This window comes from Kineosporia succinea, from assembly GCF_030811555.1.
GTDB classification, from domain to species: Bacteria; Actinomycetota; Actinomycetes; order Actinomycetales; family Kineosporiaceae; genus Kineosporia; species Kineosporia succinea.
Genome location: NZ_JAUSQZ010000001.1, coordinates 7,141,557 through 7,156,254, shown reverse-complemented (window position 1 = coordinate 7,156,254; position 14,698 = coordinate 7,141,557). Strand labels below are relative to the sequence as shown.

General features: G+C 70.9%; 14 protein-coding genes. 7 read left to right on the top strand and 7 right to left on the bottom strand.

The genetic code is table 11. The features are described 5' to 3' along the window. Nucleotides 1-268: 268 nt before the first annotated feature. The 5 genes from J2S57_RS31605 to J2S57_RS31585 form a co-directional block, all read right to left on the bottom strand. Nucleotides 269-943 (bottom strand): isochorismatase family protein, encoded by a 675-nt coding sequence (locus J2S57_RS31605; protein ID WP_307249653.1) that lies wholly within the window; start codon nucleotides 941-943, stop codon nucleotides 269-271. Then, nucleotides 940-2,352 (bottom strand): dihydroorotase, encoded by a 1,413-nt coding sequence (locus J2S57_RS31600; RefSeq protein ID WP_307249652.1) that lies wholly within the window; start codon nucleotides 2,350-2,352, stop codon nucleotides 940-942. Before J2S57_RS31600 ends, J2S57_RS31605 begins: the two co-directional genes overlap by 4 nt. Next, nucleotides 2,349-3,233: an isocitrate lyase/PEP mutase family protein gene (locus J2S57_RS31595; RefSeq protein ID WP_307249651.1), complete on the bottom strand. Its 885-nt coding sequence runs from the start codon at nucleotides 3,231-3,233 to the stop codon at nucleotides 2,349-2,351. The genes J2S57_RS31600 and J2S57_RS31595 overlap by 4 nt, the downstream gene beginning before the upstream one ends. Nucleotides 3,234-3,778: 545 nt before the next feature. Then, nucleotides 3,779-4,453 (bottom strand): GntR family transcriptional regulator, encoded by a 675-nt coding sequence (locus J2S57_RS31590; RefSeq protein WP_307249650.1) that lies wholly within the window; start codon nucleotides 4,451-4,453, stop codon nucleotides 3,779-3,781. A 263-nt stretch (nucleotides 4,454-4,716) separates the two neighbouring features. Beyond that, nucleotides 4,717-5,685 carry an NADPH:quinone oxidoreductase family protein gene (locus J2S57_RS31585; RefSeq protein WP_307249649.1) on the bottom strand — a complete coding sequence of 323 codons (969 nt, stop codon included), beginning with the start codon at nucleotides 5,683-5,685 and terminating at the stop codon, nucleotides 4,717-4,719. Between the two features lie 221 nt (nucleotides 5,686-5,906). Here J2S57_RS31585 and J2S57_RS31580 point away from each other — a divergent pair, with 221 nt between their 5' ends. Further along, nucleotides 5,907-6,332, top strand: coding sequence for a hypothetical protein (locus J2S57_RS31580; protein ID WP_307249648.1), 426 nt, complete (start codon nucleotides 5,907-5,909; stop codon nucleotides 6,330-6,332). Between the two features lie 180 nt (nucleotides 6,333-6,512). On the opposite strand, the gene J2S57_RS31575 is transcribed toward J2S57_RS31580, so the two are convergent. Further along, entirely contained in the window at nucleotides 6,513-7,982 is a 1,470-nt protein-coding gene (locus J2S57_RS31575) for a serine hydrolase domain-containing protein (protein ID WP_307249647.1), read from the bottom strand. A 155-nt stretch (nucleotides 7,983-8,137) separates the two neighbouring features. After that, a complete protein-coding gene (locus J2S57_RS31570; protein WP_307249646.1) occupies nucleotides 8,138-8,593 on the bottom strand; it encodes a universal stress protein in 456 nt (151 codons plus the stop codon). Between the two features lie 343 nt (nucleotides 8,594-8,936). Here J2S57_RS31570 and J2S57_RS31565 point away from each other — a divergent pair, with 343 nt between their 5' ends. The 6 genes from J2S57_RS31565 to J2S57_RS31540 all read left to right on the top strand — a co-directional run bounded on the left by J2S57_RS31565 (nucleotide 8,937) and on the right by J2S57_RS31540 (nucleotide 14,686). Further along, nucleotides 8,937-9,662: a WecB/TagA/CpsF family glycosyltransferase gene (locus J2S57_RS31565; RefSeq protein ID WP_307249645.1), complete on the top strand. Its 726-nt coding sequence runs from the start codon at nucleotides 8,937-8,939 to the stop codon at nucleotides 9,660-9,662. 42 nt (nucleotides 9,663-9,704) lie between these two features. Further along, entirely contained in the window at nucleotides 9,705-10,409 is a 705-nt protein-coding gene (locus J2S57_RS31560) for a GntR family transcriptional regulator (protein WP_307249644.1), read from the top strand. Next, on the top strand, nucleotides 10,406-11,434 hold the full coding sequence (locus tag J2S57_RS31555) for an ADP-ribosylglycohydrolase family protein (RefSeq protein WP_307249643.1): 1,029 nt from the start codon (nucleotides 10,406-10,408) through the stop codon (nucleotides 11,432-11,434). The genes J2S57_RS31560 and J2S57_RS31555 overlap by 4 nt, the downstream gene beginning before the upstream one ends. 8 nt (nucleotides 11,435-11,442) lie before the next feature. Next, nucleotides 11,443-12,867, top strand: a complete 1,425-nt coding sequence (locus J2S57_RS31550) for a purine-cytosine permease family protein (RefSeq protein ID WP_307249642.1) — start codon at nucleotides 11,443-11,445, stop codon at nucleotides 12,865-12,867. Continuing rightward, on the top strand, nucleotides 12,867-13,787 hold the full coding sequence (locus J2S57_RS31545; protein WP_307249641.1) for a PfkB family carbohydrate kinase: 921 nt from the start codon (nucleotides 12,867-12,869) through the stop codon (nucleotides 13,785-13,787). Before J2S57_RS31550 ends, J2S57_RS31545 begins: the two co-directional genes overlap by 1 nt. A gap of 152 nt (nucleotides 13,788-13,939) precedes the next feature. Then, the gene (locus tag J2S57_RS31540) at nucleotides 13,940-14,686 is read left to right on the top strand and encodes a universal stress protein (protein ID WP_307249640.1); all 747 of its coding nucleotides are present in this window, start codon (nucleotides 13,940-13,942) and stop codon (nucleotides 14,684-14,686) included. The last annotated feature ends 12 nt before the right edge of the window (nucleotides 14,687-14,698 follow it).

The window sequence follows — 14,698 nt, the reverse complement described above, 5'->3', positions numbered from 1 at the left end:
GTGGTCTCCGTGCATGTCTCTCCTCCATTGGATATGACGACGCTCACGTTAGGAACGATGCCTGCAAACTGTCAACAGTTTGCAGTTGTACTGAGGCGAAAAGAATGACGCGGGAGTCGGGGCGAACTGTGCGAAAGGTGGTTGAAACGGGGGACGCGCCGGTCACCCGAGGTGGCCTGTGCGGCGTTCGGTTTCGGCCGGGTGGGGTGTTGGCCGGTCCCGTCCGCCCGTGGCCTCAGGTGGCCTTCGGGTGGCCTTCGGGCGGTCTTCAGGCGCCGCGGGCGGGCAGGGCGCCGAGGCTGGAGAGGAGGTCGCTGGTGGTGGAGACGTCGGCGTACTTCTGGCCGATGTCGAAGAGGTTGACCTCGTGCACGATCGGGCTGCGGTCGTAGACGGCGTCGGAGGGCACCGCGACCTTGTAGTTGAGGGAGAACGCGTCCACCACGCTGCCGCGCACACAGCCCGAGGTGGTGCAGCCGGTGACGACCAGGGTGTCGATGCCCGACTGGATCAGGTAACTGGCCAGGGGAGTGCCGAAGAAGGCGCTCGGGTGGCGCTTGGGCAGCAGCACGTCGCCCTCGCGAGGTGCGACCTCGGCGACGAACTCGTAGCCCTTGGCCGGGATGTTCATGATCCCGGGGACTTTCGCACCCAGGGCGCCCTGGTCGTAGCTCTGCTTGGGGGCCACGTGCGGGTAGAAGACGGGCCAGTCGCGCTCCCGGAACAGCTCCAGCAGGCGTGCGATGTTCGGCACGGCCGCCCAGCCCTCCTCGCCGCAGCTGGTGGTGAACTCCTCGAGGGCCTCGTCGAACGGCTTCGGGGTGGTGCCGACGGTGCGGTACTGCACATCGATGATCATCAGGCCGGGCTTGCTGCCGAGTCCGACGGGCCGGCCGAAACCGGCTGCCTCGTACCGCTGACGGGTGAGATCGTCGATGATCACTTGTCGTCCTCCAGGGCTGTGGCGGCGAGCGCGGTCGCCCCGCTCTTCTCGCGTCGCAGGTAGGTGCCCCCCGGGCGGTCGGCGACCACGCCGTCCCTCATCGCGAAGTGGCCCCGCACGATGGTGTGGACGACCCGCAGGGGCACCTCGGTGCCCTCCCACGGCGTGTACTCGGCGCCGGAGTGCTGGGTGGCCGCGTTGATCGTGTAGGAGCCGTCGAGGTCGACGACGGCCAGGTCGGCGTCCGAACCGACCCGGATGATGCCCTTCTGGGGATACATCCCGAACAGCTTGGCGGCGCGGGTGGAGGTCGCGTCGACCAGGCGCTCGATCGGGACGCCGCGGCGCAGGCCCTCGGCGAGCGTCAGCGGCAGCACGCCGCCGGTGCCCGGGAAGCCGGCGCTGGCCTTCCAGATGTCCTTCTCCTTGAAGGAGCGGTGCCGGGCGTTGTGGTCGGAACCGACGGTGTCGACCTGGCCGTTCGCCAGGGCGACCCAGAGTGACTCGAGGTCGCCGCGTTCGCGCAGGGGCGGGTTGACCTTGCCGTAGGTGCCGGCGTTCGACTCGGTGGTGAGAGTCAGGTAATGCGTGCAGGTCTCGACGAAGAGGTTCTCGTAGCTCTCCTGCTGCCGGCGCATGGCCTCCAGGGCGAGGGTGCTGCTGGTGTGCACGGCGTAGACGGACGCGCCGGTCACGGAGGCCATGTAGGCGACCCGCTGCACGGCCTCGGCCTCGACGAACGAGGGACGGGACTGGTTCCACTCGCTCAGCGGCCCACGGCTGGAATCGATGACGCGGTTCTTGAGTTTCCAGACCAGCTCGATGTTCTCGGGGTGCGGGTTGACCATGGCCCCGTGGTCGGCGGTCATGCCGAGGACGTCGTACATGTAGCCGTCGTCGTTGCCGGGCAGTCCCAGGTAGGCGCCCTCCTCGCCGCGGAAGTTCATGAAGAACTTGAAGCTGGAGATGCCGAACTCACGGATGTAGCCGGGGATCTCCTCGACGTGCTGCTGCGAGCCGACGCAGATGTGGAAGCCGAAGTCGACGTGCGAGTCCTGTTCCATCACCTGCCGGGCCGCGGGGACGATGTCCTGGTAGCTGTCGCCGCTCATCAGGTAGACGAGCATCGAGGTGATGCCGCCGGCGGCGGCCGAGGCGGACTCCAGGAGGGCGTCGTCCGGGTCCTTGGGGACGCGGATGTCCTTGCCCAGGTGCACGTGCGGGTCGATGGCGCCGGGAAGGACGAGTTTGCCCTTCAGGTCGACGGTCTCGCTCGCCTCGGCGACGAAGCCGGGTTCCACGATCGCGGCGATCCGGCCCTCGCGCACCAGCAGGTCGACGGCGGTGACCCCGCTGCCGTGCAGGTACACCTGGCCGCCGTGCAGGCGCAGGTCGTAGGTGACCGTCATGCGGCTCCTCCCTCTCCGGCCGCGTAAAGGGCCTCCAGCCGGTCGAACTCGGGCTTGCGGACGAGTGACTGCCGGTCCGCCCAGCTGATCATCAGATCACCGGCCTCGCGGGTGTCGCCGTGCTCGGCCAGGTGCTGCATGACCTGGCGCATGCCGGCGACCGCGCCGCGCATGGCGGCGTTGGCGTACAGCGCGATCCGGAACCCCAGCTCTCCCAGCTCGGCCCGCGAGGTGATGGGGGTGAGCCCGCCCTCGACCATGTTGGCCATGTGGATGCCGGGAACCGTGCTGGTGACCGCGCGCAGCTGCTCGTGGTTGTTCGGGGCCTCGACGAAGAGGACGTCGGCCCCGGCGTCGCGGTAGGCCTCGATGCGCTCGAGGGCCCGGTCGAGGCCCTCGGTCGAGATCGCGTCGGTCCGGGCGACGATCACCAGGTCCTGGTCGTCGCGGGCGTCGACGGCGGCCTTGATCTTGCCGACCATCTCCTGCTGGGGGATGACCTCCTTGCCGGCGAAATGCCCGCATTTCTTGGGGCTCACCTGGTCTTCGAGCTGAATGGCCGCGGCCCCGGCCCGTTCCAGCATCCGCACGGTGCGCTGCACGTTGAGTGCGTTGCCGAAACCGGTGTCGGCGTCGACCATCGTGGGGATCCCGACGGTGTCGGAGATGGACGCGACGTGGGCGGTGAGTTCGGTCAGTGACAGCAGCCCCAGGTCGGGCATGCCCAGGTAGGTGTTGGTCAGTCCAGCACCGGAGACATAGACCGCCTCGAAGCCGGCCTCCTCCACGACCCGCGCCGTCAGGGCGTTGGGGGCGCCCGGGAGCAGGAGCGGGGGGCCGTCGGAGCCGAGCAGTTCACGCAGTCGGCGTGTGGTCGTCATCGATCCGTCCTTAGTTCCGAGCATCGCCCAGAGCCACTCCGCCACAGGCGGTTCGGGCTTCGGCGGATGCCGGCCTGTTCTGAATCCGGCGGCCGGGGCACCTGCCCGATGTGGGCGGCGCCACTGCCGTGCCGCAATCCTCAACCGTCGACTGACAACTGTCAACAGTTTGCGGTGACGGGCGCCACGCGAATGACGACGAGCGGTCACGATGCGCGGTTGGACCGTGAGGAATCGGACAATGGGGCGCGGAGAGGTTCACGTGCGCCGGACCGGATGGGGGTCCCGGTCGCCGGCGGGTCGACGTCGGCCTCAGATGTATGTGGACGAAAGGGGTTGCCGGAGCCCGGATGCCGGCGGGCTCACCCCTCGGCCCGGAGTGGAGGGGCGGGCCGGCTCAAGATGCCCCGGACCGGGCCTTCGGTGAAGCTCAGGGCGTCGAGATGTCCCGGGCCGGTCGGCTCTCGGCGCGGCTCAGGGTGTCGAGATGTCCTGGGCCGGTCGGCTCTCGGCGAGGCTCAGGGCGTCGAGTTGCGCCGGGCCGGTCAGCTCCCGGCGAAGCCCAGGGCGTCGAGGGCGCCGCGACGGGCGGCGTCGAGGTGCTCGGTCATCAGGGCGGCGGCCCGGTCGGCATCGCGGCGCTGGATGGCCGCGATGAGGTCCTGGTGCTCGCCCAGTGCGTCGCGGGCCCGGGCCGGCGCCTTGGCCGACATGCGCCGGGCCAGCTGGATCTGCCGCTGGGCCTCGAGCGTGGCCCGGCCCATGGTCTCGTTGCGGGCCAGCTCGATCAACCGGGTGTGCAGGTCGTGGTCGGCCGGGTAGGCGGCGTCGGGGGAGGCCGAGATGATCGCCCCGGTCTCGCGGACCAGCTCGCCGAGCGCCGCGACCTCTTCGTCGGTGGCCCGTTGGCACACCAGCCGCACCACGTGACTCTCGAGGGCCGTGCGCAGGTCGTACAGCTCGTCGACCTGGTAGCGCTCGAACGTGCGCACGAACGCGCCGCGGTGACTGATCACCGTGAGCAGGCCCTCGGCGGCCAGGCGCTGGATCGCCTCGCGCAGGGGGCCCCGGCTGATGCCCAGCGCCTGCGCCAGGCTGACCTCGTTGATGCGCTCGCCCGGGGCCATCTGCCCGTCGAGGATCATGTCGCGCAGCACGGCCTCGGTGCGCCGCGAGAACGTGCTGTCGCGGGTGAGCCGGTTCTGGCTGGCGTCGGTCACGGCGGTCCTTGTCCGGATGGCGGGATCTGATCGGTTCCGCCGGGCTGGGATTCTGATGTCGACAGTCGACAGAAAGAGTATCGCTGTCGAACAATGGCACTGACCAGAAAGAGGATCGCCTTTCGGAAATGTCCCGGGCGGTGATCCGTCAGGTGTCGCGCAATTCGCTGACCTGCTCGGATGGCGGGGGAAAACGCTCAGCGTGAACGAAGTCCGCCGTTCGGTGACCCCCGCATCCGCACTTGGGCAGACTCCCTTTCGGCCTACGGCTGGATGACGACCTTCCCGAACACCGCCCGCTCCTCGAGCAGCCCGACGGCCTCGGCCACCCGCTCCAGTGCGTAGATCCGGTGCACGGGCGGCTCGACCGCACCCGACTTCAGCTGCGGCACCAGCCGGTCCCACTCACGGCGCCAGGCCTGCGGGTACTTCGCCGTGAAGGCGCCCCAGCCCACGCCCCGCACGTCGATGTTGTTGTGCAGCAGCCGGTTCACCTTCACCGTGGGGATGCTGCCCTCGGTGAAGCCGATCACCAGCGCGCGGCCCAGGGGGGCCAGACAGCGCAGCGAGTCGGTGAACCGGTCGCCGCCGACCGGGTCGACCACCACGTCCACCCCGCCGCCGGCGGTCAGGTCCAGCACCGCGTCCTTGAAGCCGTCGGCCAGGAACACCTCGTCCGAGCCCAGCCCCTTAGCGAACTCCGCCTTCTCCGGCGTCGAGACCACCGAGAACACCCGCGCGCCCATGAGTTTGGCCATCTGCACGGCTGCCGAGCCGATCCCGCCCGCCGCCCCGTGCACCAGCACGGTCTGCCCGGGCAGCAGGCCGGCCCGCAGGTTCAGCGCGAACGTCACGGTCAGGTAGTTCATCGGCAGGCAGGCCCCGGTGACGAAACCGACCTTGCCCGGCAGGGGCCCGACCGTGTGTGCGGGGGCCACCACCACCTCCGCGAAGGCGCCCGTCGTGGTCGACGCGGCCACCCGGTCGCCCGGCACGAACCCGCTCTCCGGCGGGGCCTGACGCACGGTGCCCGCCACCTCGCCGCCCAGCGTGAACGGCAGCCCCGGCTTGTACTGGTAGAGGTCGCGCGTGAGCAGCGTGTCGGGGAAGTTCACCCCGGCCGCCTCGACCTCGATGACGACGTCGCCCGGGCCGGGCACCGGCTCCGGCACCTCGACGATCTCCAGCGCCCCCGGCCCGGCCGTGCTCGTCACGCGTGCTGCCCGCACCATGTCTCCTTGTTCGCCGTCTGTCCGGAACGTTCACCTTCGGGCAGCAGCTTTTCAGGAGAAGACGTCCCGTGCGCTACCGGACGGCTCAAGCCCGGGTTAAACAGGGACAGACGCGGATTTGGGGGTGCATCTGGAGTCGCCGCGCCCGGACGTCAGGACGAGGGTGACTCCTGGCCGCGATGCGACAAAAGGGGCATTGCGGCGCAGTCGAGCACCTTGTCATGGAGGCAACCCTGATGAACCTCTTCCCGATGAAGTCCCGTAAGCGCGCCCTGGCCCTGGCCGGGGTGCTCGGTGTCGGCGCGGTGGGGCTGGCCGCCCCCGCGGCCCAGGCCCAGGCGTCCCCGTGCGTGCAGAAGGTGACCGTCGTGAACAACGGCGGCTTCACCATGAACTTCGCCCTGACCACGCGCGAGGGTTCGCTGACCGCGTCCACCGACACCTACGCGATCAACCAGTCCCGCACGATCGACCTGAACGCGACCGAGATCGCACCCGGCACCGACGTGCGCCCGCTGGTCCGGGCGACGGCCGGCAACACGGTGCCCGGCAACGTGTTCGTGTCGTACTGCGAGAACGGCCAGAGCGCCACGTACACCGCCACGGGTACGACGCTCGACTACAGCGTCACCCTGCTGGGCGGGTGACCCGCTTCCGCTGAAACCGCGGGCCGGACGGAGCCCTGACTCCGCCCGGCCCGCGCGGGGGCGGGGAATCCTCCTGAGATCGCCGGACGCCGCGTGACGTCCCGAGCGCCACGAGGTCTCGCCTGGTCCGGGCCCTTTCGGACGATGAACCCCCTGCCCCCGACGGGCGGCGGTCTCACCTCACCGGGAGGCGGACGCCCGGCGCCACTGGCCGGCGAACACCGGCGCGTGCTGGGTGACGGGCTCGGGCAGCAGACGGGGCGCGAGCGTCCCGGCCGGCCGGTCGCCCGGGGTCGACCCCGCGTGCTTCTGGACGCGCGGGGCGCCCTCGCTGCGCGAGTGGCCTGAGCCCGGGGCCGGGGCGGGGTCGGAGCCCGGCGCGCTGCGCTGGGCGAGCATCCCGGCGGGGACCTCGATCCCGTTCATGGTGCACAGGCTCAGGAACTCGGCGTTGCCCTGAGCGGTGAAGAAGGCGTCGACGGCCGGGTCGGTGTCGTCGATGAAGTACGGAACGGTGGTCACGGCGCTCGCCGCCGAGCGGGTGCCGTCCTCACTGACCACGGTGAGGGTGAGCGTCCCGTAGGTGCCGCCGGTGTGCCCCCAGGCGTCGCCGCACGGGGTCTCGGCCTTCTGCAGGCCGAGACCGTAGGCGCCACCGGCGATCGCCTCGCCGGCGGCGTTCTTCTTCATCTCGGCCAGCAGGTCCGGCGGCAGGATCCGGCCGCCCAGCAGGGCCAAGTAGAAGCTGCTCAGGTCACGGGCGGTGGAGATCATGCCCCCGGCCGCCCCGAGCAGACTCAGGGAGAAGCCGGAGGTGTCGTAGTAGACGTCGGCCGGCACGTCGAAGGCGTGGCCGTGGGCGAGGCCGGGCCCGGTGCTGGTCACGAACGGATCGGCCAGGTAGGTGTCGCGCAACCGCAGGGGCTTCGTGATGTGCTGCTGCAGAAGCTGGTTCAGTGAGTGTCCGGAGACCTTCGTCAGGAGTTCGCCGATCACGACGTAGTTGGTGTTGGAGTACTCCCAGCGAGTGCCCGGCGCGAAGTCCGGGGCGTGCGAGAAGGCGTTCCGGAGGATGCTCTCCGGCGGCACCACGGCGTACGGGTTCTCCACGTAGGCCCGGAAGACGTCGGGGTCGGCGGCGTAGTCGTAGAGCCCGCTGGTGTGGTTGAGGAGCATCCGCACGGTGATGTGCGCGCCGTCCGGAACCATGCCGGGCAGGTACGTCTCGACCGGCTCGTCGAGCGCCACCTTCTTCGCCCGCACGAGCTGGAGCACGAGGACGGACATGAACGTCTTGGTCTGGCTGCCGATCTCGTACTGGTCCTTGTTCTTGATCCGGCGGCCGGTGGTGCGGTCGGCGAGACCCGCCGTGGTGGTGAGGATCTGGCTGCCGGTGTCGATCCGCCCGAGAACGCCGACGGCGCCGGCGTCGACCAGGTCCTGGGCCGCACGCTGCATCCGGGCCTGGGGCGTCAGGGTGGGCGGGGCGGGTGTGACGGTGGACGTGGCGGCCGGGCCGGGTGCCGTCGGTGCGGCGGACGCGGTGGTGCCGGCGGCCAGAACCAGCCCGCTCACGGTCAGCCCGGTCAGGACCACACCGGCCGAGCCGGCCCGGGCGATGCGGGGACGGCGGTTTCGGGAACGCTTCACGGTTCTCCTCGCTCGGGAACTCGGGCGGCCCGGCAGCGCGCCGGACCGCCCGCATTCTCGCCGTCGCCGCGCACGGCGACCGGCCCCTCGGCTGCGCGCCCGGTGATACAGGCCGAAAGGACCAGGAGAATCTGAATGTCGTTCTGGTGCGGCTCTTATCGCCTGAGCTGGATGGTGGTGACGAGCGGCATGGGGTCGGGGCGCACGACGAGCACCGGTGAGCAGCCGCGGTGGTTCACCTCGGCGGCGACCACCCCGCACTGGTCTTCCCCGACCACCACGAGAGTCGCCGTGAGCGACTCGGCGATGAGCACGTCGTCCGCCCGCCCGGGAATGACCCGCGTGCTGACCTGAAGCGAATGTGGTTCGGAACGCAGGGGTTCGGCGATCGACTCGAGCCACTGGGCACTGCTGATGAGCAGCTCGGGAGAGGGGGAGGGGGTTCGACTGGCGCCGACCGCCCGGGGCGGGACCCGCAGGGCGTGGACGAGGACGAGCGGGACCTCGCGCAGGCGCGCCTCGAGCGCGGCCCGGCGGGCGATCGCGACGTTCGACGGCGACAGGTCGATACCGGCGACGACGCGATACCGTCGCCCGATCTCGGCACTCATTCTTTCCCCCCGGCTGAATGGCACAACGCGCAGGACGGTACTCGGTCCGTGCTCCGAAAAGAAACGCGCTCTTTGAACGTCACAGCAAACGTGCTGGTCAGATGAGTGCTGTGAGTTTCGCGATGCGGGATAACACCCGGATGGCCCCGCACTTGTGAGCCGCCTCGGGCTTCTCCCCGGCCCCGGTGATGACCGTTGTCCGCAGCGGCCCCAGGTTCTCTTGTCCCGTTGATCCACTCCTGATAGACATGGAGCCGAGAACGGCCTGAAAGCCGCTTTCTCCGGGTCTTTTGAGCGCACGGGGGTGGCTCATGAGTGCGGGGGCGCCGTCCCGGGGGTCCGCGTGAGCGGGTGTCCAGGCTACGACCTGCGCGGCCTCAGCGTGGTCGCCTACCCCGACGAGCAGTGGCTGCTCGAAGAGATCTTCACCGGCGGCCGGGTGCGGCCCGGCACGATGGTCGCGATGAACGCCGAGAAGATCATCGCCGCGGAGTCGGACCCGTTGCTGCGCAACAGCATCCAGGCCGCCGACTACCGCTACGCCGACGGCGTCAGTGTGGTGATGGCGGTTCGCCGCAAACACGCCGTGCGGCTGACCCGCATCACCGGCGCCGACCTGTGGCACGGCCTGATGGCCCGCGCCGTCACCGAACGCGCCGCCGTCTACCTGCTCGGAGGCCGCCCTCCGGTGGCTCTCGAGGTGCACCGCAAACTGCGCCACGAGTGGAACGTGCGGGTCGTCGGCAGCCGCCACGGCTACTTCGCCGACGCCGACCGCGACGCGGTGATGCGCGAGATCCGCGACAGCGGCGCTGCGATCGTCACGGTGGCGCTCGGCTCTCCCCGCCAGGAGATCTTCATGCAGGAGTGCCGTCGTCTGCACCCCGCGCTCTACATCGGGGTCGGCGGCACCTTCGACGTGGTGAGCGGGCAGGTCCGCCGGGCTCCCGCCGTGCTGCGCCGCTGCGGACTGGAGTGGTGCTACCGGATCCTGGTGCAGCCCACCCGTCTGTTCCGCGTCGGCCGCCTGATCCGGTTCGCGATCCTTCACCTCAGAAACCGGCTCTGAGCCCCTTGAGTGGACAGGTGCTGTACATGTACCGTCCGTGACGTGCCCAGCTCGATGAAGCGCCAGCGGGTGGTCGACGCCCTGCGTCAGGAGATCACCACCGGCCGCCTGGCCCCCGGAGCCCGCCTGCCCGGTGAACACGACCTGGCCGAGCGCTTCTCGGTCAGCCGCGGCACGGTGCGCGCGGCCCTGGCCGAGCTCGCCGACGAGGAGTACATCGCCACCCGGGGCGGCATCGGCTCCATCGTCACCTTCGACGGCACCGCCCTCGATCCCCGGGCCGGCTGGGCCCGCTCCATCCATGCCGCCGGCGCCTCCGTCACGGTCCAGGTGCTGAACATCTCGGTGCTGGACGACGACCCGGTCGCCCGTGAGGCCGGGTTCACCGGCGCGCTCGTGGCCGTCGACCGCCTGCGTCACGCCGGTGGCACCGCGATCTCGCTCGAGCGCAGCCGCATCCCGTACCTCGGCACCCTGCGCGACGTGGTCACACGCGGCCTCGTCGACGACTCGATCACGGCCACCCTCGACGCCGCCGGCCTGGTGCCCGCGCGCGCCGAGCAGTGGGTCGGCGTCATTCCGCTGGCTCCCGACGACGCGAGCCTCCTCGGTCAGGAGCCGGGCACCCCGTTCCTGCACTCCCGGCGCGTCTCCCGCACCCACGCGGGCGAGTTCGTCGAGAGCGTGGACAGCCTGCTGGCCCCCGACCGGTTCCGCCTGCACATGCGTTTCGGGAGTACCCAGTGAGCAACACGAGCGACACGCACGACCATGCCCTCGCGTCCTTCACCGGCCTGGCCCTGGGCGACGCCCTCGGCATGCCCACCCAGTCGATGTCCCCGCGCGAGATCCACGAGGACTACGGCACCATCACCGGTTTCGTCGACGCCGGAGGGCGCCAGCGCATCGCCGCGGGCCTGCCGGCCGGCAGTATCACTGACGACACCGAGCAGGCCGTGCTGGTCGCCGGGCTGCTCGTCGAGGGCGTTGGCCGCATCGATCCCCACGACTTCTCCCGCGCCCTGATCGAGTGGGAGCGCGCGATGCGGGCCAAGGGCTCCCTCGACCTGCTGGGCCCCAGCACCAGGGCCGCCGTGCAGCGCATCCTCGACGGCATCCCGGTGGAGGAGGCCGGCTCCGGCGGCACCACGAACGGCGCCGCCATGCGTATCACGCCGGTCGGAATCGCTTATCGGGCACATAATCTCGAAGACTTCGTGGCCGCCGTGCACGACTCCTGCCGGGTCACCCACGACACCGGCCTGGGCGTCGCCGGGGCGTCCGCCGTGGCCGCGGCCGTGAGTGCGGGTATCGACGGTGCCACCCGCTCCGAGGCCCTCGACCTGGCGGTGGCCGCCGCCGAGCTCGGTGCCACGAAGGGCCACTGGATCGCCGGCGCCGACATCGCGGCCAAGCTGCGCTGGGCCCGCGACTGGGCCCCGGGCCGGGAGGCGACCGAACTCGCGCAGGTGATCGGCACGTCCGTCGCCTCGCAGGAGTCGGTCGTGGCCGCCCTCGCCCTCGTGGCGCAGAACCGCGACCCCTGGGAAACCCTCGGCCTGGCGGCATCTCTCGGCGGCGACACCGACACCGTCGCGGCCATGGCCGGTGCCGTTCTCGGCGCCGTGCACGGCCCGGACGCCTGGCCCGCCGACGCTGTGAGCACGCTGCACCGCGTCAACGATCTTCCGCTCGAGAAGCTCACCCGTGAGCTTCTGGCCCTGCGTGACTGGACGCGTCCTTCATCCCCCGCACCGACGCACGTGAGGTAACGACGACGATGACGACTCACACATCGGGTGGCACACTCACCCAGGTCGAGCAACGCGGTATCGAGCCGGTTCCGGCCGGCGAACGAAACGGCCGGCCCAGCGCCCTGTTCTGGGTCTGGTTCGCCGCCAACATCTCCATCCTCGGCCTGCCGCTGGGCGCCACCCTGCTGGTGCAGGGCCTGGCGTTCTGGCAGGCCCTGATCGTGGCCGTGATCGGCTCGGCGGGCTCGTTCGCGGTCGTCGGCATCATCTCGGTGGCCGGCCGGCGAGGGGGAGCGCCCGGCCTGACCCTGTCGCGTGCGGTGTTCGGGGTGCGCGGAAACATCGGCCCGACAGCGGTTTCCCTGCTGAGCAGGCTGGGCTGGGAGACCGTCAACACCACCACGGCCGCGTTCGTGCTGCTGTCGGTGTTCGCGATCGTCTCGGGCCGGGACATCACCGCCAAGGAGTTCCCGGTGCTCACGATCATCGCGATCGGAGTCTTCGAGGCCGCGACCGTGCTGATCTCCGGCCTCGGGCACGCCGCGATCGTCGCCGTGCAGCGGTGGGCCACCTGGATCTTCGGTGCCCTCAACATCTTCGTCGCCGTCTTCCTGGTGATCCGCGTCGACTGGGACCGGGTCGGCCAGATCCCGGCGGGACCGGTCAGCGCGATCATCATCGGCATCGGAACCATCGCCGCCGGAACGGGTATCGGCTGGGCCAGCGCCGGCGCCGACATCGCCCGCTACTCCCGCCCGGGCACCAGGGCGTCCACCCTCATCGGCATCAGCGCGGTCGGTGCGGGCATCCCACTGGTGCTGCTCATCGGCCTGGGCTCGCTCCTGGCCGCCGGTGACCCGCAGCTGGCCTCGGCCGGCGACCCGGTCGCGGCCATCCGCGACCTGCTGCCCAGCTGGATGGCGATCCCCTACCTGATCGCGGCCTTCGGTGGCCTGCTGCTCTCGAACCACCTGTCGGTGTACTCGGCCAGCCTCACCACGCTCACGCTCGGCCTGCGGGTCCCGCGGGTGTGGGCGGTCATAGTGGACGTGGTGGTCACCCTGGTCGGGTCGCTCCTGTTCATGCTGGTGGCCGACGGGTTCTACTCGCCCTTCATCACGTTCATCTCGCTGCTCGCCGTGCCGATCACGGCCTGGCTGGGCGTCTTCATCGTCGACATGATCCACCGCCGTCACTACGACCCGGAGGCTCTGCTCGACCTGAGTCCCGGCTCGCGGTACTGGTACACCGGCGGTGTCGCCTGGCGGGCCTTCGCCCCGTGGGCGGCGGCCATCGTGATCGGCTACCTGTTCAACGACAACGACGCGTTCACCGGTCCGCTGGCCGTCACCTGGTTCGGCACGAACGGCCTGGGCTGGGTGGTCACGTTCGTGGTGGCCGCCGGGGTCTACGCGGCGCTCGGTGGTTCCCGGAAGGAGGCGACGCTCTGATGGGCTCGTTCATCTCCGTCGGCAACGTCATCGTGGACCTGGTCATGCGGGTGCCCCGGATGCCCGAACCCGGCGGTGACGTGATCGCCTCGGGCGCCCGGACGGTGGTCGGCGGTGGCCTGAACACCATGGTCGCCGCCCGCCGGGACGGCGCGCGGGTGGTCTACGCCGGGCTGCTCGGCACCGGTGTGTTCGGTGACCTGGCCCGGGAATCACTGGCGGGCAACGGGATCCAGGTACTGCAACCGCCCGTGGAGGGCATCGACACCGGGCACTGCTTCGCCGTGGTCGACGACACCGGCGAGCGCACCTTCATGACCCACGTCGGTGCGGAGGGCGGGCTGGGCCCGGCGGCGCTGGAGCGGGTGCGCCCGGTGGCCGGTGACACCGTCTTCGTCTCCGGCTACGGCCTGGTGCACCCGAGCAACGCGGTGGCCCTGGCCCGCTGGGTGCCGTCGCTGCCGGCCGGGGTGCGGGTGGCCCTCGACGTGGGGCCGCTGGTCGACAGCATCGCCCCCGAGGTGCTCAACGCGGTGCTGCGTCGCACCGACGTGCTGACCACGAACCGGCGTGAGGCCCGGCTGATGGCCCCGAGCCTGAAGGCGGGCGAGGCCGCGACCGAGTTCGCGCGCCGCTGGTCGCTGACGGCGGTGGTGCGCGACGGGGACGCGGGCTGCTGGATCGCGGACCCGGGGTCGCCGGCGGTGCTGGTCGAGGGGTTCGAGGTGACGGCGGTGGACACCAACGGCGCCGGTGACACGCACGACGGGGTGCTGCTGGCGGGGTTGATGGCCGGGCGGCCGCTGGTGGAGGCGGCGCGGCGGGCGAACGCGGCGGCGGCGGTCGCGGTGACCCGTCCCGGTCCGGCGACGGCGCCGACGGGCGAGGAGATCGACGCATTTCTGGCCGCCTGCCGTTAGTTTCAAGAGGCCATGCCCCGGGCACCTCCGCGGGTCACGGCCGAACTGCCGCAACAGGTCCAGGGACGTCCGCCGACCGCCGCGAGGACCTTCGCCCGTCGATCTCCGCCCCACCTGCCGCGACACTGGACGTAGCGGGGAAGGAGCTGATCATGACGTTCAGGCAACGTACGACGGTCGTCGGCTACGACGGGTCGCGCTCGGCGCGGGCCGCCCTGGACTGGGCCACGGCCGATGTGGTGCAGCGAGGTTCGGAACTGCTCGTGCTGCACGTCGAGGGTTCGCCGGAGACTCCGGCCACGGTGCTCGCCGAGGCGCTGGCCCGGGTGCGCCGGCGGGCGCCCGAGCTGCCGGTGACCCTGGAGAGCGGCCGTTCGCTGGTCGCGGCGTCCTGCACGGCGGAGATGGTTGTGCTCGGGGTGCCCGAGCAACCGCACGCGCTGATCGCCGCCCTGGTCGCGGGTGCGCACTGCCCGGTGATCCTGGTGAGCGGGCGCACGCCCGTACCGGAGGCGGGAGGTGCGGTGCGGGTGGGCTTCGACGGTTCGCCCGGTGCCGAGCGGGCCCTGTTCTTCGCCGCCGAGCGGGCCGACCGGCTCGGGGTGCCGCTGGTGGTCACGGTGGCCTTCTCGGGCACCGCGGCCGCTTCACCGGCGGCTGATGCCGCGGCCGTGCTCGCGGAGTCCGCGCGGGTGCGTGTCCGGCGCACGTTCCCGGGTGTGAGGGTGAGTCATGAGGTGCTCGAGGGCACAGCCGTCCCGGTGCTGAGTGAGGCCTCCCGTGACTGCGGCCTGGTCGTGGTCGGTAACCAGGGCCGGGGGCTGACCACCGGACCCCGCAGCTCGGTCGGTCACGATCTGGTCACGAGATCGCACAGTCCTCTCGCGGTCGTCCATTAGGCCTTCGCCGGC